The following is a 25,612-nucleotide window of genomic DNA, read 5'->3' as shown; positions in this document are numbered from 1 at the left end:
GGATGCGGTTTTGGGGGTGGTGGGATCAGGTCTCGCGCGCCAGGGCCACGATGTGCGGCACGGCGACCTGGGCGAACCGGTCGTACTCCGCCGCGACGTTGTAGACGTGCGCCGAGAGCCGGAGGTACCCGGTGCCGCGCCAGCTCGTCATCGCGGTCTGGAAGCCGAGCGCGGCGACCCGGTCCCGCAGCTCGTGGGCGCCCGCCGGCGTGGTGGCGAGACCGGCCGGCAGGGCGAGCAGGCGCATCGCGGGGACCGGCATCCCCACGTCGACGGTGGCCCGCTCGCCGGTGAGCGACTCGATGGCGCCCGCGATCACGTCCTCGGCGTAGTCGGCGAGGTCGCCCATGTAGCGCCGCGCCGCGTCCCAGCCGAACAGCTCCTCGATCAGGTCGAGCGAGCGGGGCGCGGCGAGGTAGGACGACAGGTCGATGGTGCCCTGGGTGTCGAACCGCACGGGGTAGGGGTCCGGCGCGCCCCAGGAGTCGATGAGCGGGTGGAGGCCGTCCGCCACCCGCTCGGACGCGACGAGGGCCGCGGTGCCACGCGGGGCGCAGCCCCACTTGTGCAGGTTGCCGACCCAGTAGTCCGCGGCGTTGTCCTCGAGCGGCCGCGCCAGCATGCCGGGTGCGTGGGCCGCATCGACGAGCACGGGGACGCCGCGTCGCCGGCACTCGATCGCGATGGCGCCGACGGGAAGGAGACGCGCGGTCGCGGAGGTGATCTGATCGACGATCACGAGAGCCGTGCGGTCGTCGATCGCGTCGACCACGGCCCGCGTCGCGTCGTCCGCCGCGGCGTCCAGCTCGACGGGCGCGACGCGGACGCGACCACCGACACGGCGCGCCGCGCGCTCGGCCGCCATGTGCACCGCCCCGTAGGCGTGGTCGGTGAGCAGGATCTCGGCGCCGGCGGGGAGGTCGAGGGCGTTCAGCACGACGCTGACCCCGGCGCTCGCGTTGGGCACGAGCGCGGTGGCCTCGGTCGGCGCCCCGAGGAAGGCCGCGATGTGCGCCCGGGCCGCGCCGACCCGCCCGGGCAGAGCCGTGAACCAGTCCCCGGGGATGGAGTTCATCTCCGCGACCAGCGCGGACTGGTACTCGGACACCACGGTCGGCACCGCCCCGAACGACCCGTGATTGAGGTGCACCGTCCGGCTGCTGAGCGTCCAGGTGTCCGCGGCAGGCGCCCCTGAGGGGTCGCGGACGGGGGTCGGCGCCGCGGTGGATGGCGCTCTCGTCGGCATCGTCACTCGGCCACCCTTCTCGAAGTGGTCTGACTATATTGGCTCCATCGTGTTTCCGGTCAATCTTTTTCCCGTTACCGGCGCGTAACGGCCGCGGCTAGCCGGGTGAGTCGTCGGACGACTCGCCTAACTGCTACTCTCCTGTGCTCCGGGGCCCGCCTCCGGCCGAGAGGGGAACCATGACCGCAACCGACGCCGCGCTCGGCGGCCTGCGCGCCATGATCGCCAGCGGCGACATCGCCCCGGGTCAGCGATTCCCGCCCGAGGCGGAGCTGTGCGTGCGGTTCGGTGTCTCCCGCAGCTCGCTGCGCGAGGCGGCCCGCATCCTGAGCACGCTCGGCGTCGTCGAGGTGCGGCACGGCTCCGGCATGTACGTGTCCCGGCTCGACCCGGCCGACGTCGTCCGCGGGTTCTCGCTCACGGTCGACCTGCTTCCGCTCGAGGGCCTGCTCCAGCTGCTCGAGATCCGCCGCGTGCTCGAGAGCCATGCGTCGGCCCAGGCCGCCGCCCGGGCGTCGGACGAGCTCGTGACCCGGCTGCACGCGCTCGCCGACCGCATGGAGGCCGCGGTGGACCTCGACGAGCTCGGCCGGCTGGACCGCGCCTTCCACGAGGCGATCTGCGACGCGGGCGGCAACCCGACGGTCAGCTCGCTCATGGAGGTGTTCCGCTCCCGCGGCGGCCACTACCGCATCATGACGAGTGACCACGCGGACCCGGTGCGGCGGGCGAGCGACGCCGGCCACCGGGCCATCGCGGCCGCCATCGGCCGGCGCGACCCCGCCGCCGCGGCGACAGCCGCCGCCGCCCACGTTGCGCAGACGGAGTACTGGCTGAGCAGGATGAAGCCCGCCCCGGACGCCGATCCCGTCGCCGCCCCGCGCGGACCCGAGCGCTCCGACCCCGCCGGGGTGTCGCCCTAAGCTGGGCAGCACAAGCGGAACGGGGTGGTGACGTGCGTGCTCGCGAACGTTCTTTCGCGGCCGCCGTCGTGCTCGGCGCTCTGATCCTCCTCGCGGTCCTCGGCAGCGCCGTCCGCGGGCCGTGGATCCTCGAGCGTCGCACCGAGGAGGTTCCGTTCCGCGGGGCGAGGAGGCCGACGCTCACGCCCGTCCCGTCGCCCGAGGAGGGCAGGCCGCCGCTCGACGGGGTGGAGGACCTCCCGCGGCTCGACCTGAGCTGGCTGCCCGGCGTGCTGCTCGTGCTCCTCGCGGCCGTGGTCGCGTTCGTCCTGTGGCGGCTCTGGTTGCGCTACCGGCGGGCCGGAGCCCCGACCGAGGACTCGGCGAGGAGTGCGGGGATCACCGCCGGCGCCGACGCCGTGCCCGAGCTCCCCGTGCTGCTGCGCGGCGTCGAGGCCGCGCGCCTCTCGCTCGGCAGCGTCGCGGATCCGGGCGACGCCGTGATCGCGGCGTGGCTGTCCCTCGAGGACGCGGCCGCGGAGTCGGGCGTGCGCCGCCACCCGGCGCAGACGCCCACGGAGTTCACCCTGGCCATCCTCGGCAGCACGAGGGCCGACGCCGACGCCACCCGGGAGCTGCTCGGGCTCTACCACCTCGCGCGGTTCTCGACCCATCCCGTGACCGCGGACCACGTCGAGCGCGCGTCGCGCTGCCTCGGTGCCATCGCCGCGAGCTGGGTCGCCGCGCGCCCCGGGGGCTGGTCCGGCGCGGACGGGAGCACCGCGTGAACGCCGAGGACCGGCGCCACCGCCGTTCCGCGCTCATCTGGACCGTCGCCATCGCCGCGGGGTTGTCGGGCCTCGCCTTCTTCGCCGGCGTGACGCTGACGCTGTCGCTGCTCCTCGCGGTCACGATCGTCGCCGTCGGCACGGTGCTCGCGCTGCTCGCCGCTCCGCACGACGAGCGGTGGCCCGAGGCGCGGGTGGCGCTGCGGTCCGGCGCGAGGCGGGAGGTCGCGCGGCTGTCCTGGTCCATGGCGGACGACGACGGCACGGTGTCCGATGCCGCGGTGCAGCGCCTGCGCACGCTCGCGACGGTTCGGCTGGCCGAGCGCGGCATCGACCTCGCCGACCCCGCCGACCGGTCCGCCGCGGATTCAGCGCTCGGTGCCACCGCGTTCCGCCTGCTCACCGAGCCCGGCCGCCACCGCCCGGAGGCGCTGCTTCGGTGCGCCGCCGCGATCGAGCGCCTCGACCGGTCACATTCCGCTTCCCCGCTTTCCGCTTCGCCGCATTCCGCTCCCAGGAGGACCGCATGACCGTCTCACCCCTGTCCGTGCCCGAGGTCGCCCGGCTCTCCGACCGGGTGCTCGCCGAGGTCCGTACCGTCGTGGTCGGCATGGAGTCGGCGCTGCGCGTGGCGCTCGCCGCCGTGCTCGCGGGCGGGCACGTGCTCTTCGAGGACGTGCCCGGCCTCGGCAAGACGCTCGCGGCCCGCTCGCTCGCGGGCGCGCTGGGGCTGGACTTCCGCCGGCTGCAGTGCACGCCGGACCTGCTGCCCGCCGACATCACGGGCTCCTACGTCTACGATCCGGCCGGGTCGCAGTTCGTCTTCCGCCCGGGGCCGGTGTTCACCGGCATCCTGCTTGCGGACGAGATCAACCGCACGGCGCCCAAGACGCAGTCCGCCCTGCTGGAGGCCATGGCCGAGCGCCAGGTCACCGTCGAGGGCACGAGCTACGTGCTGCAGCGGCCGTTCCACGTCATGGCCACCTCGAACCCGGTCGAGTACGAGGGCACCTACCCGCTGCCGGAGGCGCAGCTGGACCGGTTCATGGTGCGGCTCGCCGTCGGCTACCCGGACCGCGAGGGCGAGGCGGACGTGCTCGCCCGCCGCCTGAGCAGGCGCACCGAGATCGCACCGGTGTCCGCGGTGGTGGACGGCGCGACCGTGCTCGCCATGCAGGCCGGGGTCGAGGCCGTCGACGTCGATCCGGACATCGTGCGCTACTGCGTCGACCTCGCCGCGAGCACGCGCTCGCACTCGGTGGTCGAGGTGGGCGCCTCCCCGCGCGGCTCGCAGGCGCTCGTGCTCGTCGCCCGCGCCCTCGCGGTGCTGTCCGGCCGCGACTTCGTGACGCCCGAGGACGTGAAGTCGATCGCCGTGAGCGCCCTCGCGCACCGGCTGACCCTCACCCCGCAGGCGTGGAGCGGGGGGTTGCAGCCGGCCGCGGTCGTCGAGTCGCTCCTCGCCGCCGTGCCCGGGCCCGCCGCAACGGCGGCCGCCCGGTGAGCGACGGGGCGTCCCGCCCATGACGCTTCTCCCGACCGAGGGGGCCGTGCTCCGCGCCGTCGCGGGCGCCGCCCTCCTGGTGCTCGGCGGCGTGCTGGGCAGGCCCGATGTCGCGGTGCTCGGCGCCCCGCTCGTCGCGGCCGCCGGGTGGGGCTGGCTGCGCCGGCCTCGCGGTGCGGGCATCCGGCCGCGCCTGCGGGCGCCCGGCGATTCGGCGGGTCCGGGCGATCCGCTCCGCGCGGGGGAATCGGTGCGCACGGGTGAGGTGGCTGCGGATCTCGAGCTGCCCGCGGCGGAGGGGGTCGAGACCGTGCGCTTGCGGGTGCACGCGCCGGGCCACCGCGCGGCCGAGGCCATCGTCGCCGCGCGGCGCGACCGCTCACTGCGGCTCTCCCTCGACACGGTCCGCACCGGACGACTCGAGGTCTTTCCGCTGGACTGGGCGGCGTCCGGGCCGGAGGATGCGGTGCGGTCCTCCCCGCGCTCCCTGCCCGCGCGCGTGGTCACGTTGCTGCCGCGGACGCGCCCGCTGCGGGAGCTTCCGCTGCCGTTCCGCCTGCAGGGGCTCACCGGCGGGCACGACTCGCGCCGCGGGGGCGACGGGGGCGACCTGCGCGACATCAACCTGTTCACGCCGGGGGACCGGCTGCGGCGCATCGACTGGCGGGTCACCGCCCGCCGGGCGGGGTCCTCGGCCTCCGGTGGCGGCACGCGGCTCACCGAGCTCTACGTGCGGCGCACGTTCGCCACGGCGGACGCGACCGTGATGCTCGTGATCGACTCTCGGGACGAGGTGGGGCCCGACGTCTCGACCTGGGGCGACCTCGACCAGCCGCGCCAGGACGAGGCGACGTCGCTCGACATCGCACGCGAGGCCGCGGCGTCCCTCGCCCAGCACTACCTGGAGCGCGGCGACCGGGTGGGCATGGAGGACCTCGGTCGGTTCCGCACGCCCGTCGTGCCCGCGGGCGGGCGGCGGCACCTGCACCGCCTGCTGCAGCGCCTCGTGCTCGCCCAGCCGGACGGGAATCCCGCCCGCCGGGTGCGCCCGCCGCACGTGCCGTCCGGCGCTCTCGTTGTGCTGTTCTCCACCTTCCTCGACGACGAGGCGGCGACCATGTCGGTGCTCTGGCGCTCCGCGGGGCACCGCGTGGTCGCGGTCGACGTGCTGCCCGTCGCCGACACGGGCGCGCTGCGCCCCATGCAGGCGGTCGCCTTCGAGATCCTGCGGCTGGAGCGGGCGGAGCGCCTCCGCGAGCTGGCCCGGGCCGGCATCGAGGTGGTGCGCTGGGAGGGCGACGCGAGCGAGCCGGACGCGGCGGTGGCCCTTGCCGCCCTCGCCCGCACGCGGGTGCGCCGGTGAGCGGGGGCGGGCCGGGCGCGAGTGGTCGGTCACGTGTCGCGGCGGCGGCCGACGCCCGCTTGACGCGGCTCCTTCGCGCCGTCGGGCGGGAGCGGCTCCGGCCGCGCGTGCGGATCGCGCTCGGCCCGTCCGTTCCGGTGCGGCTGCTGCGGGTCGCGCAGGCCGCCGTCGGCGTGCTCTGCACCGCCCTCGTCGCGACGAGCGACGCGCACTGGCTGTTCACGGTCCTCGCCCTGATCGCGGCGCTCGTCTGGCCCGTGCCGGCGTGGCTCGCCGTGCTGCCTCTGTCCTGGGGTGTCGGGCTCGCCCTGCTGCCGCTCCCGCCGCTGAGCGCGCCGGCCCTCCTGCTGCTGCTCGGGCTGCACCTGTACGTCGTCCTCGGCGTCGCCACCGGTCGAGCGCCAACATCCGCCCGCGTGGAGTGGGCGGCAGTCGCGCCGACTGCCCTGCGTTTCGTCGTGCTCCAGGCGTCGGCCCAGGGGGTCGCCTGGCTGGCGGCGACCGTCCGCACGCTCGAGGTCGCGGCGCCGTGGGTGCCGATCCTCGCGGCCGGCGGCATCGCCCTCGCGGCCTGGGTCGCGTCCGGGCGCCTGCTGAGCGCGCCCGAGGAGGACGACGCTGCGGGCCGACGGCAGGCCGCCCGCGACGAGCGCGAGCCCAACCGCGGCGACGACGGCTGGAGCTACCACCTCGACTCCTGAGCCGCCCGCATCAGTACCCCCCTGTTCCCGACCCAGCCCCGTGTCGGACCCTGCCTGTTGCGGATTCAGGCTATTCCGGACCTGCCTGTTCCGGATTCAGGCTGGAACGACGACACGCCGCATCCGGATGACCCGGAATGCGGCGTGTCGCAGCTGAACCTGAATTACGAACCAGGCGGCCCTAACCCGTCCGCCCGTCACCACGAGTGGCGGGGCGGGGCGGATCGGGCGGGCAGGTTGGGAGGGCTAGGCGGCCGCGGCGGAGAGCGCCTCGAACTCGTCGTCCGTGAGCTCGATCTCGGCGCCCTTGGCGTTCTCCTCGAGGTGCGCGACTGTCGACGTGCCGGGGATCGGCAGCATCACCGGGGAGCGCTTGAGCAGCCAGGCGAGCGCGAGCTGCGACGGGGTCGCGTCGTGCTGCTCGGCGGCCGTGTCGAGCGGTCCGCCCTGCCCGGCCAGCTTGCCGGTCGCGAGCGGGAACCACGGGATGAACGCGATGCCGCGCTCGGTCGCGTAGTCGAGGAGCGGCTCGGCGCTGCGGTCGGACAGGTTGAACAGGTTCTGCACCGAGGCGATGGTCGCGACCTGCGACGCCGCCTCGACCTCGTCGATGCTGACCTCGCTGAGGCCGATGTGCCGGATCTTGCCCTCGTCCTGCAGCAGCTTCAGCTCGCCGACCTGGTCCTCGAGGGGCACCTGGGGGTCGATGCGGTGCAGCTGGAAGAGATCGATGCGCTCGAGCCCGAGGTTGCGCAGGCTCATCTCGGCCTGCTGGCGCAGGTACTCGGGGCGGCCGACGGGGCGCCAGTCGTTGGGGCCGGAGCGGGTGAGGCCGGCCTTGGTGGCGATGACCAGGTCGTCGGCGTACGGGTGCAGCGCGGTGCGGAGCAGCTGCTCGGCGACCACGGGGCCGTAGGAGTCGGCGGTGTCGAAGAAGGTGATGCCCAGCTCGACGGCGCGGCGCAGCACGCGCACGGCCTCGTCGGGGTCCCTGGGGTCGCCCCAGACGCCGGGTCCGGTGAGCTGCATGGTGCCGTAGCCGAGGCGGTTGACGACGAGGTCGCCGCCGATGGCGAACGTTCCGGATGCCTGGGCGGGAGTGGTGGTGGTGTCGGTCATGACGATCCTCCTTGCAATGAGCGGGATGGTGCTCGTTCCGCGGGCCGGTGTTGCGGCCCGCCCTGAGTCCAAGCCGTGTCCGCCGATCGCTATTCCGCGATGCCGGAACCTGCCAGGTCGCGCGGGGGAGTCGACGCTCGCGCTCACTCAGCCGTGTCGGGCGCGATCAGCAGGGGCTCCATGCGGGCGAGCTCCGGGCCGAGCCCGATGTCGACGAGTCGCACCCGGCCGGCAAGCCGCGACGCCGGCGGCAGCAGGAGGCCCGCCTTGACGCCGCCGAACGTCACCGTCACGTCGGCGGGCAGCACGGTCGGGTCCGGCACGCTGCCGTCGTCGGGGGAGACGCCGCTCGGGATGTCGACCGCGATCACGGCCGGGCGCCGTCGGCCCCGCAGGGCGGGCAGGATCGCGGCGACGACCTCGCGCGCGGTCCCGCGGAGCGCCGGGCTCGCGCCCGTACCCGTGCCGAGGATGCCGTCCACGATGACGTCCGCGCGCGCGGCGACCTTGGCGAGCCCGGCCAGTGCCTCGCCGGGCCGCCGGATGCGGGCACCGGCGGCGAGGGCGGCCTCGCGGCCCTCCGCGTGCATCCGCTCGCCGACCGGCAGCAGCACGACGTCCGCGCCCTCCCGGGCCAGTTCCGCGCCCGCGAAGAGGGCGTCGCCGCCGTTGTTGCCCGTGCCGACCAGGACCAGGATCGACGCGCCGGCGTCAGCCTCGCGGTCGTGCAACACGTCGCGGATCGCGTCCGCGAGGCCCGCCGCGGCGATCATCATGAGGGGTTCGCCCGCCGCGAGGTGCGGCGCCTCCGCCGCCCGCACCTGCTCCGCCGAGTACCCGTTCATCCGTCGCCGTTCATCCGACGCTGTTCATCCCGTGCCCATCCGTGCCCGTCCCGCGTCGCCATTCCGCGGCGTCCGCTACACGCCGATGCTGCTCTGCGACTCCCACAGGTTGATGCCCATCTCCACGGCGTGCTCGTCGATGGCGGCGAGCTCGTCGTCCGAGAAGCTGAGGTTCTGCACGGAGGCGAGGTTGTCCTCGAGCTGCTGCACCGAGGACGCGCCGATGAGGGCGCTCGTGAGCCGGCCGCCGCGGAGCGTCCAGGAGATGGCGAGCTGGGCGAGCGACTGCCCGCGCTGCTCGGCGATCTCGTTGAGCGCGCGTACGTGCCTCACGGCCTCCTCCGACACGAGCTCCTCCGAGAGCGAGCCGCCGAGTGACGCGCGGGAGCCCTCGGGAATGCCGTTGAGGTACTTGCTGGTGAGCAGTCCCTGGGCCAGCGGCGAGAAACCGATGCTGCCGACGCCGAGCTCGTCGAGGGTGTCGAGCAGTCCGCCCTCGATCCAGCGGTTGAACATGGAGTAGCTGGGCTGGTGGATGAGCAGCGGCGTGCCGAGCTCGCCGAGGATGCGCGCCGCCTGCCGCGTGCGCTCGGGGCCGTAGGAGGAGATGCCTGCGTACAGCGCGCGGCCGGACTGCACGGCGGTGTGCAGCGCGCCCATGGTCTCCTCGAGCGGCGTTCCGGGGTCGGGGCGGTGGTGGTAGTAGATGTCCACGTAGTCGAGGCCCATCCGGTCGAGCGACGCGTCGAGGCTCGCGAGCAGGTACTTGCGGGAGCCGAGGTCGCCGTACGGACCGGGCCACATGTCCCAGCCGGCCTTCGACGAGATGACGAGCTCGTCGCGGTAGGGGCGGAGGTCGTCGGCGAAGATGCGGCCGAAGTTGACCTCGGCGGCGCCGTAGGGCGGGCCGTAGTTGTTGGCGAGGTCGAAGTGCGTGACGCCCAGGTCGAACGCTCGGCGGAGGATCGCGCGCTGGGTCTCGAGCGGGGTCGTGTCGCCGAAGTTCTGCCAGAGGCCGAGGCTCACGGGCGGCAGGTGCAGCCCGCTGCGCCCGACGCGGCGGTAGGTGGTGGATGCGTATCGGTTCTCGTCAGCGAGGTAGGTCACGGGGTCATTGTGGCATCGGCCCCCTCGGCCGCCGGGGACGCCACGCGGCGGTGGGGATCCACTGGGAAAAGCACCCCTGGCACTCTATGTTCACACTGTCTACAATGCGTGTACCGAGTGCGAAGGAGCACATCATGCAGACCATCACGCCCTGCCTGTGGTTCGACACCCAGGCCGAGGAGGCCGCCGAATTCTACGTCTCCGTCTTCCCCCGCTCCCGCATCCTCGAGGTGTCGAGGTACGGCGAGGGCGACCGGATGCCCGCCGGCACCGCGCTCACGGTGTCGTTCGAGCTCGACGGCTTCGAGCTCCAGGCGCTCAACGGCGGGACCGACATCCCCTTCACCGACGCGGTGTCGCTGTCCGTCCGGGCAGAGACACAGGAGGACATCGACCGCCTCTGGGACCGCCTCACCGAGGGCGGCAGTCCCGTGCAGTGCGGCTGGCTGAAGGACCGCTACGGCTTCTCCTGGCAGATCGTGCCGCCCATCCTCGGCGAACTGCTGGCCGACCCCGACCGCGAGAAGGCCGGGCGGGTGATGCAGGCAATGCTCGGCATGGTCAAGCTCGACATCGCGGGGCTCCGGGCCGCCTACGAGGGTCAGAGCGTCCGCGCGTAGGGGCCGCGATCCGCGGCGTTCCTGGGCGCTGAGGTCCCGTCCCTGCCCGCTGAGCCCGCTCCTGCCCAGGCAGCGGTTCGCTCCTGCCCAGGCAGCGGCAGACTCTGCGCGGTCCGCGTCGCTTCTGCCCAGGCAGCGGCATCCTGCCCAGGCAGCGGCGCGTTCCTGCCCATGCAACGACCGCCCCTGCCCATCGACACTCGTCCTGCCCAGGCAGCGGCATCCTGCCCAGGTTGAAGCTGGGCACGACGCCCGTGCCTGGGCAGGGGTGGGAGTCGCCCGCGATCCGGTCGGCGCTGTCCCTGCCCAGGCAGAGGACGGTTGCGCTCGACTCGGGCTGCTCCTGCCTAGGCAGAAGGATCCTGCCCAGGTAAAAGCTGGGCACAATCCTCCTGCCTGGGCAGGGGCGAGGGGCGCCTGGCGAAGGATGAGTTCCTGCCTGGGCAGGGGCCAAGATCGCGCGCCCGAGGATGGGGGCCTGCCTGGGCAGGGACCGCGGATCCCCACCGGGAAGCCCGGACCGGGACAGGACCGGGATGGGGACAGGACCGGAGCGGGGCGCTCAGCGCAGGCGGGTCCGCGCGTCGGTCGCGGCGGCCCGCGCCGCCGACTGCAGCAGGTCGGCGTCCGACGCGACCGCGAGCAGGTCGAAGCCGCGGTCGCGCAGCGCGGCCGCCCGCTCCACCGAGCCCGCGTACGCGCCGGCCAGCACGCCCACCGCCCGGCAGGCGGCCACGATCCGGGGAAGCGGCGCGTCCGGCCCGCCGTCGGCCAGGACGTCATCGACCGGTCGGCCGAGCGCGATCGACAGGTCGAACGGTCCCACGAAGATGCCGTCGACACCGGGAACCCCTGCGATCTCTTCGACCCGGTCGAGGGCGGCCGGCGTCTCGATCATCACGAGGCACAGCACCCGGTCGTTGGACTCGCCCACGGCCCCCGCGCCGGGCACCGCGTAGCCGGTGCGTGAGGGACCCCAACTGCGCCGCCCGTGCGGTGGATAGCGGCAGGAGGCCGCTGCCTCGCCGGCCTCCGCGGCGGACTCGACCATGGGCACGATCACGCCGCGGGCGCCGCTGTCGAGGGCGCGGCCGATGTGCTCCGGCCGGTTCCACGGCACGCGCACGAGTACCTCGGTCGCGGAATCGGGACCCGTCGCGCCAGCCGCACCGCTCCCAGCCCCAGCCGGACCACCGGCCGCCCCAGCCGCATCACTCACACCCGCAGCCGCCGCAGCGGCCACGGCACCGATCAGGCGCGCGGTGTCCGCCGGGCCGGCGCCGCCGTGCTGCTCGTCGACGCACAGCCAGTCGAAGCCTGAGCCCGCGAGCAGGTAGCCCGCGAGCGGCTCGGTGAGGGTCAGCCAGGCGCCGAGCGATGCGGTGCCCGGCGCGGGCGGGAAGCGCGACCCCGAGGGCGGTGCGCTCACGCGCCGCCCGTCCTGCGGCGCAGCGCGAGCGCGCCGGCCCCCGCGCCGACCAGGCCCAGCGTCAGCAGGCGTCGCGTCGCGGTCTTCCGCCGGCCGTGCCAGCCCCCGTCCACCCGGGCGTCACCGGGATCCGTGGACGGCGTGTGCAGGTTCCCGTCCGTCGCGGGTTCCTTCGCGGTGTGGGCGAGGTGGCCGTGCTCCACCTGCACGGCCATCATGCCCTCGACGAACCCGGGCGTCATCGCGTGCTGGAGGGTCATGGCCTTGCCCATCGGCCCGACGGCGACCTCGCGACGGGGTGCCGCCGCCTGCTTCACGATCGTCCGCGCCACGCGCTCCGGGGTATAGACGGGCGGCATCGCCTTCACCTTGCGGCCCGTGTAGTTGGCCGCGTGACTGAAGAACGGGGTGTCGATCGTCGCCGGCAGCACGGTGGAGATGCGGATGCCCGTCTCGCCCGCCAGCCTCAGTTCGGACCGGATGCTCACCCCGAGCGCCCGCACCGCCGCCTTCGACATCGAGTACGCCGACGTGTACGGCTGCGGCACGACACCGACGATCGACGACACGTTGACGATGACGCCGCGGCGCCGGGGGCGCATGACCCGCAGGGCGGCGCGGCAGCCGTGCACGTAGCCCAGCACGTTGACGTCGATCACCCGGCGGAAGTCCGCCATGGGCACCTCGCCGATGGGCGAGAAGAAGGAGACGGCCGCGCAGTTGACCCAGACGTCGACCCGCCCGAAGCGGGCGACGGCGGCGTCCGCGAGCGCGTCGACGGCGCTCTCGTCCGACACGTCCGTCGGCACGGCGATCGCGGTGGCGCCGAGCCGCTCGCACTCGTCGGCGAGGGAGCGCAGCGCGGCGATCCGCCTCCCCGCGAGCACAACGGACGCGCCCTTCCGAGCGAAGCGGAGGGCGGTCGCGCGGCCGATGCCGCTCGACGCGCCGGTGATGACGACGACGGGCTTCCTGCGTGCCATGGGAGGGCTCCGTTCCTTGCCGGGGGTGGGCGGGATGTGCTGCGACGCTACGCCGCGCACCGGCTTCCCGCGCGGGCTCGCGCGCCGCGGACCCGGGGGCGGCAGGCATTCCGGCGCCGGGGGGAATTCACCCCTGCCGCCCGGGGTGCTCGGATGTCACAATGACGGTATCCGAGCGATTCGGCCGAGGAAGGCGGGCGCCATGGACCATAACCGGAGACCGGTCGTTCTTGTCGGCGTCGTGCAGCGGCGGGCCGCGTCCGTCGTCGGCGGCGCCGCGGCGTTCGCGGAGGCGTTCGGCGCCGAACTCGTCTGCGCGCACGTGGATGTCGGGCACTACCTCATCGAGGCCCTGCCCGACGGGTCCCTCGTGTCGCTGCCCGTCGACCCGGGGCTGCTGGAGGAGGGCGGGGACGAGGAGGCGCGCTTCCCCTCGGCTCTGCGCCAGGACATCGAGCAGGAGCTCCACGATCGCGGCATCCCCTGGTCGACGCGGATGCTGACGGGGGAACCGGCGCGCGCCCTCAGTGCGCTCGCGAGCAAGCTCGACGCCGCCATGATCGTGGTCGGCACGCGCGAGCCCGGCCTGCGCGGGAGCATTCAGGAGTTCCTCACCGGCTCGGTCGCGGTGCACCTCGCCCACCACCAGCACCGGCCGGTCGTGGTGATTCCGCTCACGCCGGCGCCGGAGACGCGTCAGCCCTGGGAGTCCACGGACTGACAGCCCTGGGCGAGGCGCCGGGCCGCCTGGCCGCGGTCGTGTGATGTACTATCTCTCAACGCACAGCCATCTCGACGAGGAGGACCGGCCATCCGCGCCCGACCCGCACCCCGCGGTCTGAGCCTGACCGAGGTGGGTCTCGGCGCAGCCCAGTTCGGCAATCTCAACCGGGAGACCACGGATGAGGCCTCCCTCGCCGCCGTCGACGCCGCGTGGGACGCCGGCATCCGCTACTTCGACACCGCCCCGCACTACGGCATCGGCCTGTCCGAGCGGCGCCTCGGCGCGGCCCTGCGCGGCCGGGATCGCGACTCCTATCTCCTGTCCACGAAGGTCGGGCGGGCCCTCGTCCCGACGCCGGAGCGAGCGGCGGCCGGGGAGTCCGACGGGCACGGCTTCTTCACCCCCGCCACCCACCGCCGCGAGTGGGACTTCAGCCGTGACGGGATCCTGCGCTCGGTCGAGGAGAGCCTCGGGCGGCTGGGGCTCGACCGCATCGACATCGCCTACCTCCACGACCCGGACGACCACTGGGAGGCCGCGTCGACGACCGGCGTCGACGCGCTCGTCGAGCTGCGCGACCAGGGGGTCGTCCGCGCGATCGGCGCGGGCATGAACCAGTCCGCGATGCTCGCCGAGTTCGTGCGCCGAACGGACGTCGACATCGTCATGGTCGCCGGGCGATACACGCTGCTCGACCGGACCGCCGAGGAGGACCTGCTGCCGCTGGCCGAGGAGCGCGGCGTCGCCGTCGTCGCCGCCGCGATCTACAACTCCGGCCTGCTGAGCCGCGCCGAGGTTCCGGCCGATGCCCGGTTCGACTACGCCCAGGCGCCGCAGGAACTCCTCGACCGGGCCCGGGCCATGGCCGACGTGTGCGCGCGCCACGGGGTGACGCTGCCGGACGCGGCAGTGCAGTTCCCGCTGCGGCACCCCGCCGTCGTGTCCGTCGTGATCGGCACCCGCACCGCGGAGCAGGTCGGGTCGAGCGTGGCCCGCTACGCGAGGGACATCCCGGACGCCCTCTGGGACGAGCTGGAGAGCGTGCGGTGATCGTCGACGCCCACCAGCACGTTTGGGATCTGGCGCGCGCGGACTACCCCTGGCTCGGGCCGGGGATGGGCGAGCTGCACCGCACCGTCGCATTCGAGGAGCTCGCCCCGACGCTCGGCCGGCTCGGCATCGAGGGCACCGTGCTCGTGCAGGCCGCCGACAACGCGGAGGACACGGAGCTGATGCTGGAGGTCGCGGCCCGGCACCCGGAGGTCGTCGGGGTGGTGGCGTGGGCTCCCCTCGACCGCCCCGACGACCTGCCGGAACACCTCGCCTCGTTGCGCCGATCGCCCCTCGTCGTGGGCGTGCGGGTGCTCATCCACGAGCGGGAGGGCGGCTGGCTCGCCCAGCCGCACGTCGACCGCGGCCTCGCCGAGCTCGTGCGCGCCGATCTGGGCTTCGACTTCGTGACGTCCGGGCCCGCGGCCCTCGCCGAGCTCCCCGGGATCGAGGCGCGGCATCCCGACCTGCGCATCGTGATCGACCACCTCGGCAAGCCGCCGATCGGGCAGGGGTCGGCCGAGCGGGCCGCCTGGCGCTCCCTCCTGGCGGAGGCGGCAGCGAACCCGCGCACCTGCGCCAAGCTCTCCGGCCTGTACTCGAGCGTCGGTGACCTCGGCGACTGGACGGTCGACGGCGTCCGGCCGTTCGTGGAGGACGCGCTCGAGCTGTTCGGCCCCGACCGCCTGCTCTACGGCGGCGACTGGCCGATCTCGGTGCTGGCCGGGGGCTACGAGCGCACCTGGGCGACCGTGACGGAGATCGTGTCGACCCTCAGCGCCGACGAGCGGGCCGCGGTCCTCGGCGGGACGGCGGAGTCCTTCTACCGTTTCCCGGTCCGGAGGGCCGCGTGACCGGCGTCGCGCCCGTGCGCTACGGCATGGCCGCCCGTCTCCGCCCGGAGCTGCGCGAGGAGTACCTCGCGCTGCACCGCGACGTGTGGCCCCAGGTGGAGGCGACGATCACGGCGTGCGGCATCCGCAACTTCACGATCTTCGTGCTCGGCGACGTGATCTTCGGCTACTTCGAGTACGTGGGCGAGGACTACGAGGCCGACCAGGCGCGGATGGCGGAGGACGAGGCCACGCAGCGCTGGTGGGCGCGCACCGGGCCCTGCCAGCTCCCGTTCACCGACGGCTCGGACGCGCCGAACTGGGAGATGCTCGAGGAGGCGTGGCACCTGGACTGACGCCAGGCGCTTATCCGCAGCTCGTCCGCGGTCCGTGCCTCAGCCGTGCTTCGCGTTCGGCAGGCGCCGGCGCTGCCACGCGTCCACGATGTGGGCGCGCATGGCCGCCTCCGCCTCCGCCGCGTCACCGGCCTCGATGGCATCGAGGATGCGGCGGTGCTCGTCGAGCGTCGCCCGGAACGCCTCGTCGGTGGGGGCACCCGTGAAGCGGATGCTTTCCCGCGCGCGCTGGAACAGCACCCGGGTGATGTTCTCGGCGAGCCGGTTGCCGGAGAAGGCCATGACGAGGAAGTGGAAGTCGACGTCCGCCTGGCTGTACGCCTCGCCGTCGGCGATCGTCTCGGCCATGTGGTCGAGGGCGTGGCGCAGCGCGGCGACGTCGGCGTCGCTCCGCCGCCTCGCCGCGTCCGCCGACATCGAGCCCTCGAGCGCGCTGCGGACCGTGGCGAGCTCGTCGAGCACGCCGAGCGAGTCGTCGTTCTCGACGAGGGCGCCCAGCACGACGGGGTCGAGCATGTTCCAGGAGTCCGCGGGCTCGACGCGGGTGCCGCGGCCCTGCACGACGGTCACCAGCCCCTTCTCCTCGATGCGCTTCACCGACTCGCGCACCACCGTGCGGCTCACGCCGAAGTGGGCGCTGAGCGTGCCCTCGGGGGGCAGCGACTCCCCGGCCGGCACCTCGCCCGTCACGATGGCGCTCACGAGGTCGTGCACCACGGCGACGCCCAGGCGGGCCGCCGGGGTGCGGGCGTCGGAGGCGCCGAGGAAGGAGCGGGCCGACGACGCCGAGGATGCGGCGGATGCGGCCGGCTGGCTCATCGCGGCGACCCCGCCAGCCGCAGCTCGCCGTCGACACGGCGGGGAACCCCGGCGTAGCCGTCGCGCAGCTCCTCGGGCAGCAGCGCCTCGGGGGCGCTCTGCCAGGCGATCGGGCGGAGGAAGCGGCGCATCGCCGTGACGCCCACCGAGGTGTGCGCCGAGTTCGTGGCCGGCCACGGTCCGCCGTGGTGCTGGCCCCAGGAGACCCGCACGCCGGTGGGGTACCCGTTGAAGACGAGCCGGCCGACGAGCTCCCGGAGGTCGGCCGCCAGCGGGGCGATGTCGGCGAGGTCGGACTCCTCGGCGTGGATGGTCGCGGTCAGCGAGTCCGGCACGGCGGCGAGACCCGTGCGCACGTCACCGAGGTCGTCGTAGCGGGCGAGGACGATGAGCGGCCCGAACGCCTCCTCGGTCACCGAGCCCGTCATGTCCCGGGCGTCGATCTCGAGGACGCCGGGCGTGACGGTGAAGCCGTCGTCGCCGTGGCGCGACGACACGAGCCGGCGCGCCCGGCCGTCGGAGACGAGGCGGCCCGTGATCTCGTCGAAGGCCTCGTGGATGCGGGAGTTCAGCAGCGGCTGGGCGGCCGCCTCCTCGGCCCGGGACACGATCGCGGCGACGAGGTCGTCCGCCTCAGCCCCGCGCGGCAGGAACGCGATGCCGGGCTTGGTGCAGAGCTGCCCGGCGGACGCGGTGAACGAGGTGAACAGTCCGTCGGCGATGGCGCCGCCCCGGGCGGCGGCCGCGGCGGCCGTGACGATGAGCGGGTTGAGGCTCGAGAGCTCGCCGTAGAAGGGGATCGGCCGGTCGCGTCCCTCGATGATCTCCAGCAGGATCTTGCCCGTTGCGAGCGACCCGGTGAAGCCGACGGCCGAGACGCGGGGGTCCGCGACCAGGGTCGCCCCGGCGCGCTGCCCGTAGACGATGCCGATCGTGCCCTCGGGGGCGCCGTACGCGTCCGCCGCGTCCTTGAGCGCCTCGAACGACGCGCGCGAGGTCAGCGGGTGGGATCCGTGCGCCTTCGCGATGACGGGGTTGCCCGCCGCGAGCGCCGAGGCGGTGTCGCCGCCGGCGACCGAGAACGCGAACGGGAAGTTGCTCGCGCCGAAGACGGCGACCGGGCCGATGGGGATGAGCATGCGGCGGATGTCGGGACCCGGGCCCATCGGGGTGTCCCCGGCGTGGTCGATCGTGGCCTCGAGGTAGCCGCCCTCCTCGACGGCGTCCGCGAAGAGCCGCAGCTGGAAGGCGCTCCGGGTGAGCTCGCCGTCGAGCCGCGGGGTCGCCGCGAGGCCGGTCTCGGCCTCCGCCGTGGCGACGAGGTCCGCGCGGCGTTCCTCGAGCCCGTCGGCGAGGGCGCGCAGGAGTCCCGCGCGCCAGGAGCGGGGGCGGTCGCGGAGCGCCGCGAAAGCCGCATCCGCGGCCGCGGTCAGCTCGGCGACCGCGGCGTCGCTCGTGGGCTCGATGCCCGTGCTGCGGGTCACGCCGGAGCGCGGATCCGTGGAGGGGAGGGTGGCGTTGGTCATGCGGGAACTCCCTGGAGAAGGCCGCGGGCCGCGAGGCTCGCGATAAGGGCGTGGATTCCGAACGTCCACGGCTCGACGTCCTCCGTGCGGCGCACCCGGTTGGTGAGGGCGCCGAGCGACGGGGACGCAATGCGGACGATGTCGTCGACGTGGTGGGTGAAGCCGTGCCCGGGCACGTCCCGGTCGTCGTTCGGTGCGAACATCGTACCGAGATACAGCACAAGGCCGTCGGGGTACTGGTGCATCGCGCCGAGCGCCTGCGCCGCGAGGTCGGCAGGATCGCGGCTGATCTCGGCCAGCGGAGAGGTCGCCTCGAGCACGAAGCCGTCCGCGCCGTCGACGCGGAGGGTCACGGTCTCGCGGCGCAGCTCGTCCAGCCCGAAGCCGTCGTCGAAGAGCCGGAGGAACGGCCCGATCGCCGCCGACGCGTTGTTGTCCTTCGCCTGGCCGAGCAATAGGGCCGAGCGGCCCTCGATGTCGCGGAGGTTCACGTCGTTGCCGAGGGTCGCGCCCACGATGCGCCCGGTCGAGGCGACGACGAGCACGACCTCCGGCTCGGGGTTGTTCCACTCCGAGTCCGAGCGCACGCCGACGTCAACGCCGGTGCCGACCGTCGCCATCACCGGCGCCTTCGTGAAGATCTCGGCGTCCGGGCCGATGCCCACCTCGAGGTACTGGCTCCACAGGCCCCGCTCGACGAGCACGGTCTTCAGGCGTCCCGCCTCCGGCGAGCCCGGCACGAGGTCGCGGAGGTCGCTGCCGAGCGCGCCCAGCACCTCACGGCGGATGGCGTCGGCGGACTCCGCCTCGCCCCTGGCCTTCTCCTCGATGATCCGCTCGAGCATGGAGACCGGGAAGGTGACGCCCGCCGCCTTCACGACCTGCAGGTCGATGGGGGAGAGCAGCCACGGCCGGCTGGCGTCGCGGACGTCCGCCGGGGTGTTCGCCAGCAGCTCGTCCACGGTGCCGAGCACGGGACCCGATGCCGCGGCCGCCGCCGCCTCGGGGTCGTCGGCCTCGGTGAGGTCGCGCATCAGGGGGAAGGACGCGCTGAGGTCGAGGACCGCGCCGTCCCGCACGACCACGACGACGGGCCCGCCGGCCTCGGCGTCCCACGCGCGTCCGACGAGGGTCGCCCGCTCCGCATCCGCGGGCAGCGCGTCCGCGGCCCGTCCTGTCCACTCGCTCATGTGCACTCCTTGTCAGCTCCGGCGGAAGACGCCGGGTCGTTTCTCGGCGAAGGCGGCGCGGCCCTCTGCCGCGTCGTCGGTCGCAAAGGTGATGCCCTGCAGCTCGCGCTCGTAGGCGACGGCCTGCGCGAGCGGGAGGTTGAACGCCGCGGTGAGGTTCGCCTTCGCGGTCTCCGCGGCGATGGGCGGCCGCGACGCGATGACGGCCGCGAGCTCGCGGGCCCGGGGCAGCAGGCGCGCCGGCTCGACGACCTCGCTCACCAGGCCCCAGGCGAGCGCGCGGTCCGCGTCGACGGGGTCGCCCGTCATCAGCATGAGCGCCGCGTTGCTCGCGCCGACGGAGTTCGCGAGCAGTGCGGACATCCCGCCGCCGCCGATCCAGCCGAGCTTGATCTCGGGGGCGGCGAAGGAGGCGGTGGCCGACGCGATACGGATGTCGCAGGTGAGCGCCGTCTCCAGCCCGCCGCCGAACGCGTAGCCGTTGACGGCCGCGATGACGGGCTTCCGGAGGTCGCGCAGGGCGTCGCAGTAGTCGCGGCGGTTCCGGAAGTCCCAGGGGGTGGCGTACGTGTCGAGGGTGCGGATGTCGGAGCCCGCGCAGAAGGCGCGCTCGCCCTTGCCGGTCAGCACGACGACCCGGATGTCGTCCGCGTCGTTCGCCCAGGCGGCGACGCGCTCGAGCGCCGCGGACATCTCGGGGGTGACGGAGTTCAGCTTCTCGGGGCGGGCGATCGTCACGACGGCGACGGCCCCGTCGACCTCGACCTCGATGTTCGGCGTTCCGGGATCGAACGTCATGCTGTCCTCCCTGCGGACGGGGTGAGCGCTGAGCCGGCTGCCCTGGCGCGCCGGTGTGCGGAGCCGAGGCGGTCGAGAGTCTCCGCCGGGGTGGTCCCGCCGAGCACGCCGTCCCGCACGATGGCCGAGGCCGCCGACTGGAACGGCACGTAGCCCGCGAAGCGGGGGCGCACCCAGGCGCGTTCGATCGTCGCGAGGGTGCCGCCGTAGAACCCGCCGGCCTCCGCATCGACCCGCGGGTCGAGCCAGGCCGAGCGCGCGCTCGGCTGACCCCGGTGCGCGGGCAGGAACCCGGCCTGCGCCTCGGGCGACAGCAGCCAGCGGAGGTGGTCGAGCAGCGCGGGGGTGGGCTCGGCCCGCCGGGACACGGCGATGCCCGTGCCGCCGATGGTGGAGCCGGCGCGCGCGGCGGCCGGGGGAGCGCCAAAGGTGACCCGGCGCTCGAGCGCGGGTGCGGAGTAGGTGACGTACCCGTAGACCAGCGGGACGTAGCCGAGGTCGTCCCCCGAGGTCATCCGCTCGAGCAGGCCGATGGGGTTGAGCTCCGCGGTGCCCGCGGGCGCGGCGGCGGCCAGGGCGGCGAGGATGTCGAGGGCCCGGGCTCCGACGTCCCCCGGCAGGAAGGCGTCCGCGTCGGTAGCGGGGCCAGGATCGGCGGTAGCGCCGGGATCGGCGCCGAGCGAGACGGCGATGGAGCACAGGCTGAGGAACGCGTGCGGGCCGGCGAGGCTCGGCGCGACCAGCCCGCCGCGGGCGAGCCGCAGCGCGTCGTCCCAGTCGGCGGGCGCATCCGGCACGAGGTCGGCCCGGCGCGCGGCGACCTGGGTGGCGGCGTCGAGCGGGAGCGCCCATCGGCGGCCGTCGAGCAGGTAGGACTCCGCGCTCGGGCCTACCGCGCCGTCCGCCCACGCGGTCAGCTCCTCGGGCGGGAAGAGCTCGTCGAGGGGGACGAGGCAGTCGGCGGCGAGGGCGTCGCCGAGGTGCGGGTGGTCGAGCACGAGCAGGTCGTACGAGGCCGCGAGCTGCTCGATGGGGCTGGACTCGAAGCCCTCGAGCGGCTGCACGTCCCAGTGCAGGGTGTCCGGGCCCGAGCGGGAGAACTCGGCTGCGGCCGCCTCCAACGCGTCCCGGCCGCGGGGGTGATCCCAGGTCAGCCCGGTGAAGGCCGTCACGACTCGGCCACGGCGCCGGACGAGAGGAGGGCGTCGACGCGCTCGGCGGGCACGCCGAGGTCGGCGAGCACCTCGCGCGTGTGCTCCCCGGCGAGGGGTGCGCCGCGGTCGATGCGCGCGGGGGTCTTCGAGAACCGGTAGGGGAAGCCCGGCGTCTTCACCCGGCCCTCGGTGGGGTGGTCGTACTCCACGAAGGTGCCGTTGTGCGCGACCTGCGGGTCGTCCACCAGGTCCTGGTAGCTGTACACGGGCCCCGCCCAGATGCCCGCGGCGAGCAGCTCGTCGAGCCACTCGGCCGTGCTCCTGGTCGCCAGCCGCGCCTCGGTCTTCGCGTACAGCTCGTCGCGGTGGGTCCAGCCCTCGACCTCCGGCACCATCCCCGCGAACGACGGCTCGCCGATGATGCGGCCGAGCGTCTCGAGGTCGGCGAAGCCGAGCGCGAGGTAGCCGTCGCTGGTGGCGAAGACCCCGTAGGGCGCGCGGATGTAGACGTGGGCGTTCGGCTGCTCCCCGCGCTCCTGCGGCACCCCGCCGACGGTGAAGACCGAGAGCTCCTGCATCTGCAGCGTGGTCAGGGCGTCGAGCATGTTGACGGTGACGATCTGGCCCTCGCCGGTGCGCTCGCGGTGCAGCAGGGCGGCGAGCACGGCCTCGAACGCCGTGGACGCGGTGACCGCGTCCGCGAGGTACTGCCCGGCGGGTGTCGGCGGCTCGCCCTTCCGGCCGGCGGACAGCATCGCGCCGGACATGGCCTGCAGCAGCAGGTCCTGGCCCGGGCGGTCCTTGTAGGGCCCGGACTCGCCGTACCCGGAGATGGAGACGTAGACGAGGGAGGGGTTGATCGCCCGCAGCGACTCGTAGTCCAGCCCGAGCCGTCCCGCGACGCCCGGCCGGTAGTTCTGCAGGAAGACGTCAGCGCTCGCGATCAGGTCGCGCACGACGGCGGCGCCGTCCTCCGACTTGAGGTCGACGGCGAGCGACCGCTTGTTGCGGTTGAGGGAGAGGAAGGACACGTTGATCCGGTTCCCCGCCGCCCCGCCCGCGGCGGCGAAGCGCTGCCACTCGCCCGCCGTCGGCTCGACCTTGATCACGTCGGCGCCCAGGTCGCCGAGCCGCTGGGCCGCGAAGGGCCCCGCCATGGCGATGGAGCAGTCCACGACCCGGTAGCCGCTGAGGACCCCGCGCGGCGTTCCCGTCTCCGCGTGCGTTTCCGTCTCCGCTTCCGCCTCAGTCATGGACCCGTACCTCTTTCCCGTGTGCGGCGGATGACGCGAGCAGCGCCTCGATGAGCTCGACGGAACGCGCGGCCACCTCCGCCGTGCTGTTGTTCTCGGTGCTCGCGCCCGTGATCAGGTCGATGAAGCGCGCGGGCGGGACGAGGCACTCGTACTCGCCCTCGTCCGGCGCGATGGGCACCTCGTGCCGCCTGCCGTCATAGCGGCTGAGCGTCACGCGCTCACGCTCGACGTCGAGCATCAGCACGCCCTCGCTGCCGAAGATGCGGATGTCGACCTGGTACTTGTCGCCGTCGGCGAGCGTCGCCGCGCCGGAGAGCGTGCCGAGGGCGCCGGAGTCGAAGCGCACGACGGCCGCGTCGAAGAGGTCGACGGCCGACCCCGCGTTGGCGACCCGGCCGGCGACCGTCGCCGCGCGCAGCCCGGTCAGCCAGAAGAACAGCGCGGAGGAGTGCGTCACCTGGCCGTGCGCGTACCCGCCGCCGTGCTCCGGCGCGGACCAGGTGCTCGCCTGGGGGGCGGTCGCGGTCGAGGAGTCCCAGCGCTCGAGCATGTGCGACGGGTCCCCGCCGAACAGGCCACGGGTGGGGGAGGCCATGTGGCAGAGCGCGTACTGGATCTGCCCGACCTCGCCGGCGTCGAGCAGCTGCTTCGCCGCGACGGTGAACGGCTTGTAGTTCCAGCCGTAGGGCACGAGCAGGTGGGTGCCCGCGCGCTCGCGGCGCTCGACGAGGTCCCAGGCCTGGTCGCCGCGGAGCGTCATGGGCTTCTCGCAGAGCACGTGCAGGCCGCGGTCGAGGGCGGCGGCGGCGACGTCGAAGTGCAGGTCGTGCGGGGTGGAGACGACGACGGCGTCGATCCCGGCGTCCAGCAGCTCGTCGACCCGTTCCGTGGCGAAGCCGAAGCCGAACCGGTCGCGGACGGCGCCGAGGTCGGGGCCGAGCCCGCACACGCCGACGAGCTCGACGTCCTCGCGCTCGGCGAGCAGTGGGAAGTGGTTGCTCGTCGCCCACCAGCCGGCGCCCACGGCGCCGACGCGGACGCGGCTCACGCGGCGCTCCAGGTCCAGGTGCGGTGCGCGCCGTCGCTCGCATCCGCCATGGTGACGAGGCCCCGGGCGGTCAGCCGTTCCAGGTTCCCGGTGACGGGGAAGATGAGGTAGTCGGCAGCCGCGGGGGACCAGGAGCCGACCTCGGGCGCGATCCGGCGGATGAGGTCGAGGCTCGTGAGTGCCGTGCCGGACTCCCGCAGGGTCGCGCTGATGGCCGCGTCGAGGCGATCCGTGTACGCGGCGGACGCGTCGAGGAATTCGGTCACCCCGGCGCCCTCGTAGACGGGATAGTGGGCCGTGAGCAGCAGCTCGGGGTCGAGCGCCCGGAAGGCCTCGATGCTCGCGAGGTACGGATCCGTGTCGCGGTAGGTGGGCGGGAAGGCCGGGGCGCCGTCGGCGGTCGGCACTGTCTCGCCCAGCGTCGCGTCGGCGATGAGGAGGGCGGAGCGGTCGGCGTCCCACAGCGCGAGGTGCCCGTCGCTGTGGCCCGGCGCGTGCAGCACGCGGATCACGCGGTCACCGAGGTTGAACTCCTCACCGCCGCGCAGCGCCCGGGCGATGGGGGCGACCTGGGCGGCCTCGCGGATGTACGCGGTCGTCTCGGGCGGGTCGTCGAACCCGTCCTGGTCGCGGAACTCCCCGTAGCGCAGGTCGATGAGCACGTCGAGGTCCTCGGCGAGCGGCACGTCCTGCTCGCCCGCCAGCAGCTCGACGTGCGGCGCGGCGGCCAGGAGAGCGGCGTTGCCGCCCGTGTGGTCGAAGTCGCAGTGCGAGCTCACCGCCCAGCGGAGCCGCGCGAGGTCGAAGCCGATGCTCGAGAGGTAGGGCAGGAGGGTGCCCGTCACGCTCTCCGCGACGCCGGTGTCGAACAGCAGCGCGCCCTCCGGCCCCTCGAGCAGGTACATGGCGATGAAGCGCTCGCCGAGCGGGGCCTGGATGCGGTGCAGTCCGGGACGCAGTTCCATCAGTTGACCCTCTCCGCCGCGTCGTCGGGGACGAGCCGGAGGCCGGCCCGCTGGGAGCGCACGTGCGGCCCGTCCACCGAGAGCCACGTGCCGGACGTCTCGTTCGCCGCGATCGCGGCCTCATCCACCTCGACGCCGGCGCCCGGCCGGTCGCCCAGCACGATGCCGCCGTCGGCGAGCACCTCGTCGACGGACAGCCCGAACGGGGTGCCGAGGTCCTGCACCTCCGCCGACAGATGGTTGGGCACCCCGGCCGCCGCGTGCGCGACGGCGGGGTTCGACGTGAGCCCGACCGGACTGACGGGCAGGTCGCGGGAGTGGGCGGCGACCGCGACGCGCAGGAAGTGGGTGATGCCCCAGACGGCACCGGCCTGCACGACGTCGACGCCGCGGTGATCGAACAGCGGCGCGTACTGCTCGAGGCCGGTGAGGTTCTCGCCGGTGGCGACAGCGGCGCGGATGGAGGAGGAGAGGCGGGCGTGGCCCGCGGCGTCCCAGCGCCGCAACGGCTCCTCGACCCAGGTCAGGTCGACCCGCTCCTCGACGGCCGCGACGTAGCGCACCGCCTGCTTGAGGTTCCACGACTCGTTCGCGTCGAGCATGAGGGCGGGGCGGGCGGTGTTGCCGCGGAGGGCGTCCGAGATGATGCCGAGGCGGCGCACGTCGGCGTCGACGTCTGCGCCGCCCTTCAGCTTCCCGCTTGTGAAGCCCCGCTCCGCCATGGACCCGTAGAACGCGGCGAGCGCCTCGTCGTCCAGGGCGATGTCCAGCCCGGATGCGTAGCCCGGCACGAAGCGGTCGCGCGCCCCGAGCAGGCGCCAGAGCGGCTCACCGGCGATCTTCGCCTTGATGTCCCACAGAGCCATGTCGAGGGTGCCGATGCCGCCAAAGGTGGCGCCGCCGTGCCCCGACTTGAACACGCGCGCGAGCATCCGGTCGTACAGGGCCGTCACGCCGCGGGGGTCCTCGCCCTCGAGAGCAGGGAAGAGGCGGTCGATGTCGCTCGTGGAGCCGACGCCGACGCCGGTGACGCCCTCGTCCGTCTCCAGTAGCACGATGGGAACCTCGGTCACGCCCGAGGCGATGAAGCCGTTCACGTCGCCCACCGGCCGCCCCCAGTTCCGGAAGGTGCGCAGGGCTCGATAGCCGGTGATTCTCATAACGTCCTTCATCGTCGAAACACGGTGCGAGTCGGGACCCGCGAGAAACAACATACATCACATGTGTCGCCCTCGCGCCAGTGCAGGGGCCGCCAATAGTATGACGTCCTATCTGGGCGCACCGAC

At 74.0% G+C, this 25,612-nt stretch carries 26 protein-coding genes; 11 read left to right on the top strand and 15 right to left on the bottom strand.

All coding sequences use genetic code 11. The annotated features are described in order from the left end of the window. Positions 1-25: 25 nt before the first annotated feature. Complete coding sequence (locus DAI20_RS15790; RefSeq protein WP_108252664.1) at positions 26-1,246, bottom strand: aminotransferase class V-fold PLP-dependent enzyme; 1,221 nt, start codon at positions 1,244-1,246, stop codon at positions 26-28. A gap of 179 nt (positions 1,247-1,425) precedes the next feature. Between DAI20_RS15790 and DAI20_RS15785 the strand changes: the two genes are divergently transcribed. Genes DAI20_RS15785 through DAI20_RS15760 form a run of 6 tightly spaced genes read left to right on the top strand, consistent with a single transcriptional unit; the run spans position 1,426 to position 6,504 of the window. Next, positions 1,426-2,169, top strand: a complete 744-nt coding sequence (locus DAI20_RS15785; RefSeq protein ID WP_108252526.1) for a FadR/GntR family transcriptional regulator — start codon at positions 1,426-1,428, stop codon at positions 2,167-2,169. A gap of 32 nt (positions 2,170-2,201) precedes the next feature. Continuing rightward, a complete protein-coding gene (locus DAI20_RS15780; RefSeq protein ID WP_159085091.1) occupies positions 2,202-2,936 on the top strand; it encodes a DUF4129 domain-containing protein in 735 nt (244 codons plus the stop codon). Further along, positions 2,933-3,466 carry a hypothetical protein gene (locus DAI20_RS15775; protein WP_108252522.1) on the top strand — a complete coding sequence of 178 codons (534 nt, stop codon included), beginning with the start codon at positions 2,933-2,935 and terminating at the stop codon, positions 3,464-3,466. The genes DAI20_RS15780 and DAI20_RS15775 overlap by 4 nt, the downstream gene beginning before the upstream one ends. Further along, positions 3,463-4,440 carry an AAA family ATPase gene (locus DAI20_RS15770; RefSeq protein WP_108252520.1) on the top strand — a complete coding sequence of 326 codons (978 nt, stop codon included), beginning with the start codon at positions 3,463-3,465 and terminating at the stop codon, positions 4,438-4,440. Before DAI20_RS15775 ends, DAI20_RS15770 begins: the two co-directional genes overlap by 4 nt. A 19-nt stretch (positions 4,441-4,459) precedes the next feature. Beyond that, a complete protein-coding gene (locus tag DAI20_RS15765; protein WP_108252518.1) occupies positions 4,460-5,803 on the top strand; it encodes a DUF58 domain-containing protein in 1,344 nt (447 codons plus the stop codon). A 59-nt stretch (positions 5,804-5,862) separates the two neighbouring features. Beyond that, the gene (locus tag DAI20_RS15760; RefSeq protein WP_108252516.1) at positions 5,863-6,504 is read left to right on the top strand and encodes a hypothetical protein; all 642 of its coding nucleotides are present in this window, start codon (positions 5,863-5,865) and stop codon (positions 6,502-6,504) included. 246 nt (positions 6,505-6,750) lie between these two features. Here the strand turns inward: DAI20_RS15760 and DAI20_RS15755 are convergent, their stop codons facing one another. The 3 genes from DAI20_RS15755 to mgrA form a co-directional block, all read right to left on the bottom strand. Next, complete coding sequence (locus DAI20_RS15755; protein ID WP_108252513.1) at positions 6,751-7,623, bottom strand: aldo/keto reductase; 873 nt, start codon at positions 7,621-7,623, stop codon at positions 6,751-6,753. A 143-nt stretch (positions 7,624-7,766) separates the two neighbouring features. Beyond that, entirely contained in the window at positions 7,767-8,468 is a 702-nt protein-coding gene (locus DAI20_RS15750; RefSeq protein ID WP_108252511.1) for an NAD(P)H-hydrate epimerase, read from the bottom strand. 75 nt (positions 8,469-8,543) lie between these two features. Continuing rightward, a complete protein-coding gene (mgrA, locus tag DAI20_RS15745; RefSeq protein WP_108252509.1) occupies positions 8,544-9,575 on the bottom strand; it encodes an L-glyceraldehyde 3-phosphate reductase in 1,032 nt (343 codons plus the stop codon). Between the two features lie 134 nt (positions 9,576-9,709). On the opposite strand from mgrA, the gene DAI20_RS15740 reads away from it, so the two are divergent. Beyond that, positions 9,710-10,195, top strand: coding sequence for a VOC family protein (locus DAI20_RS15740; RefSeq protein WP_108252507.1), 486 nt, complete (start codon positions 9,710-9,712; stop codon positions 10,193-10,195). Positions 10,196-10,757: 562 nt separating this feature from the next. Here the strand turns inward: DAI20_RS15740 and DAI20_RS15735 are convergent. Continuing rightward, positions 10,758-11,624, bottom strand: coding sequence for an HpcH/HpaI aldolase family protein (locus tag DAI20_RS15735; RefSeq protein ID WP_108252505.1), 867 nt, complete (start codon positions 11,622-11,624; stop codon positions 10,758-10,760). Continuing rightward, positions 11,621-12,607: an SDR family oxidoreductase gene (locus DAI20_RS15730; RefSeq protein ID WP_108252504.1), complete on the bottom strand. Its 987-nt coding sequence runs from the start codon at positions 12,605-12,607 to the stop codon at positions 11,621-11,623. The genes DAI20_RS15735 and DAI20_RS15730 overlap by 4 nt, the downstream gene beginning before the upstream one ends. A 202-nt stretch (positions 12,608-12,809) precedes the next feature. Between DAI20_RS15730 and DAI20_RS15725 the strand changes: the two genes are divergently transcribed. The 4 genes from DAI20_RS15725 to DAI20_RS15710 all read left to right on the top strand — a co-directional run bounded on the left by DAI20_RS15725 (position 12,810) and on the right by DAI20_RS15710 (position 15,570). Continuing rightward, entirely contained in the window at positions 12,810-13,328 is a 519-nt protein-coding gene (locus DAI20_RS15725) for a universal stress protein (RefSeq protein ID WP_108252502.1), read from the top strand. A gap of 132 nt (positions 13,329-13,460) precedes the next feature. Next, complete coding sequence (locus tag DAI20_RS15720) at positions 13,461-14,381, top strand: aldo/keto reductase (protein WP_240606110.1); 921 nt, start codon at positions 13,461-13,463, stop codon at positions 14,379-14,381. Beyond that, complete coding sequence (locus DAI20_RS15715; protein WP_108252498.1) at positions 14,378-15,235, top strand: amidohydrolase family protein; 858 nt, start codon at positions 14,378-14,380, stop codon at positions 15,233-15,235. Before DAI20_RS15720 ends, DAI20_RS15715 begins: the two co-directional genes overlap by 4 nt. After that, positions 15,232-15,570, top strand: coding sequence for an L-rhamnose mutarotase (locus DAI20_RS15710; protein ID WP_240606109.1), 339 nt, complete (start codon positions 15,232-15,234; stop codon positions 15,568-15,570). Before DAI20_RS15715 ends, DAI20_RS15710 begins: the two co-directional genes overlap by 4 nt. Positions 15,571-15,609: 39 nt before the next feature. On the opposite strand, the gene DAI20_RS15705 is transcribed toward DAI20_RS15710, so the two are convergent. From DAI20_RS15705 to DAI20_RS15665, 9 genes are read right to left on the bottom strand one after another with little or no spacing between them, the layout of a single operon-like run. Further along, positions 15,610-16,389, bottom strand: coding sequence for a FadR/GntR family transcriptional regulator (locus tag DAI20_RS15705; protein WP_108252496.1), 780 nt, complete (start codon positions 16,387-16,389; stop codon positions 15,610-15,612). Further along, positions 16,386-17,915, bottom strand: a complete 1,530-nt coding sequence (locus DAI20_RS15700) for an aldehyde dehydrogenase (NADP(+)) (RefSeq protein ID WP_108252494.1) — start codon at positions 17,913-17,915, stop codon at positions 16,386-16,388. The genes DAI20_RS15705 and DAI20_RS15700 overlap by 4 nt, the downstream gene beginning before the upstream one ends. After that, positions 17,912-19,105, bottom strand: a complete 1,194-nt coding sequence (locus tag DAI20_RS15695) for a fumarylacetoacetate hydrolase family protein (protein WP_108252492.1) — start codon at positions 19,103-19,105, stop codon at positions 17,912-17,914. Before DAI20_RS15695 ends, DAI20_RS15700 begins: the two co-directional genes overlap by 4 nt. Before the next feature lie 12 nt (positions 19,106-19,117). Next, positions 19,118-19,903 carry an enoyl-CoA hydratase/isomerase family protein gene (locus DAI20_RS15690; RefSeq protein WP_108252490.1) on the bottom strand — a complete coding sequence of 262 codons (786 nt, stop codon included), beginning with the start codon at positions 19,901-19,903 and terminating at the stop codon, positions 19,118-19,120. Then, positions 19,900-21,075, bottom strand: a complete 1,176-nt coding sequence (locus DAI20_RS15685; protein WP_108252488.1) for a type 2 periplasmic-binding domain-containing protein — start codon at positions 21,073-21,075, stop codon at positions 19,900-19,902. Before DAI20_RS15685 ends, DAI20_RS15690 begins: the two co-directional genes overlap by 4 nt. Next, entirely contained in the window at positions 21,072-22,310 is a 1,239-nt protein-coding gene (locus DAI20_RS15680; protein ID WP_108252486.1) for a CaiB/BaiF CoA transferase family protein, read from the bottom strand. The genes DAI20_RS15685 and DAI20_RS15680 overlap by 4 nt, the downstream gene beginning before the upstream one ends. Beyond that, positions 22,303-23,361: a Gfo/Idh/MocA family protein gene (locus DAI20_RS15675; RefSeq protein WP_159085090.1), complete on the bottom strand. Its 1,059-nt coding sequence runs from the start codon at positions 23,359-23,361 to the stop codon at positions 22,303-22,305. The genes DAI20_RS15680 and DAI20_RS15675 overlap by 8 nt, the downstream gene beginning before the upstream one ends. Next, a complete protein-coding gene (locus tag DAI20_RS15670) occupies positions 23,358-24,326 on the bottom strand; it encodes an MBL fold metallo-hydrolase (RefSeq protein WP_108252482.1) in 969 nt (322 codons plus the stop codon). The genes DAI20_RS15675 and DAI20_RS15670 overlap by 4 nt, the downstream gene beginning before the upstream one ends. After that, positions 24,326-25,486 carry a mandelate racemase/muconate lactonizing enzyme family protein gene (locus DAI20_RS15665; protein ID WP_108252480.1) on the bottom strand — a complete coding sequence of 387 codons (1,161 nt, stop codon included), beginning with the start codon at positions 25,484-25,486 and terminating at the stop codon, positions 24,326-24,328. Before DAI20_RS15665 ends, DAI20_RS15670 begins: the two co-directional genes overlap by 1 nt. Positions 25,487-25,612: the final 126 nt, after the last annotated feature.

It is taken from the genome of Planctomonas deserti, from assembly GCF_003067705.1.
Taxonomy (GTDB): Bacteria; Actinomycetota; Actinomycetes; order Actinomycetales; family Microbacteriaceae; genus Planctomonas; species Planctomonas deserti.
The sequence above is the reverse complement of the archived record's forward strand: the minus strand, read 5'-3'. Positions and strand labels throughout refer to the sequence as shown.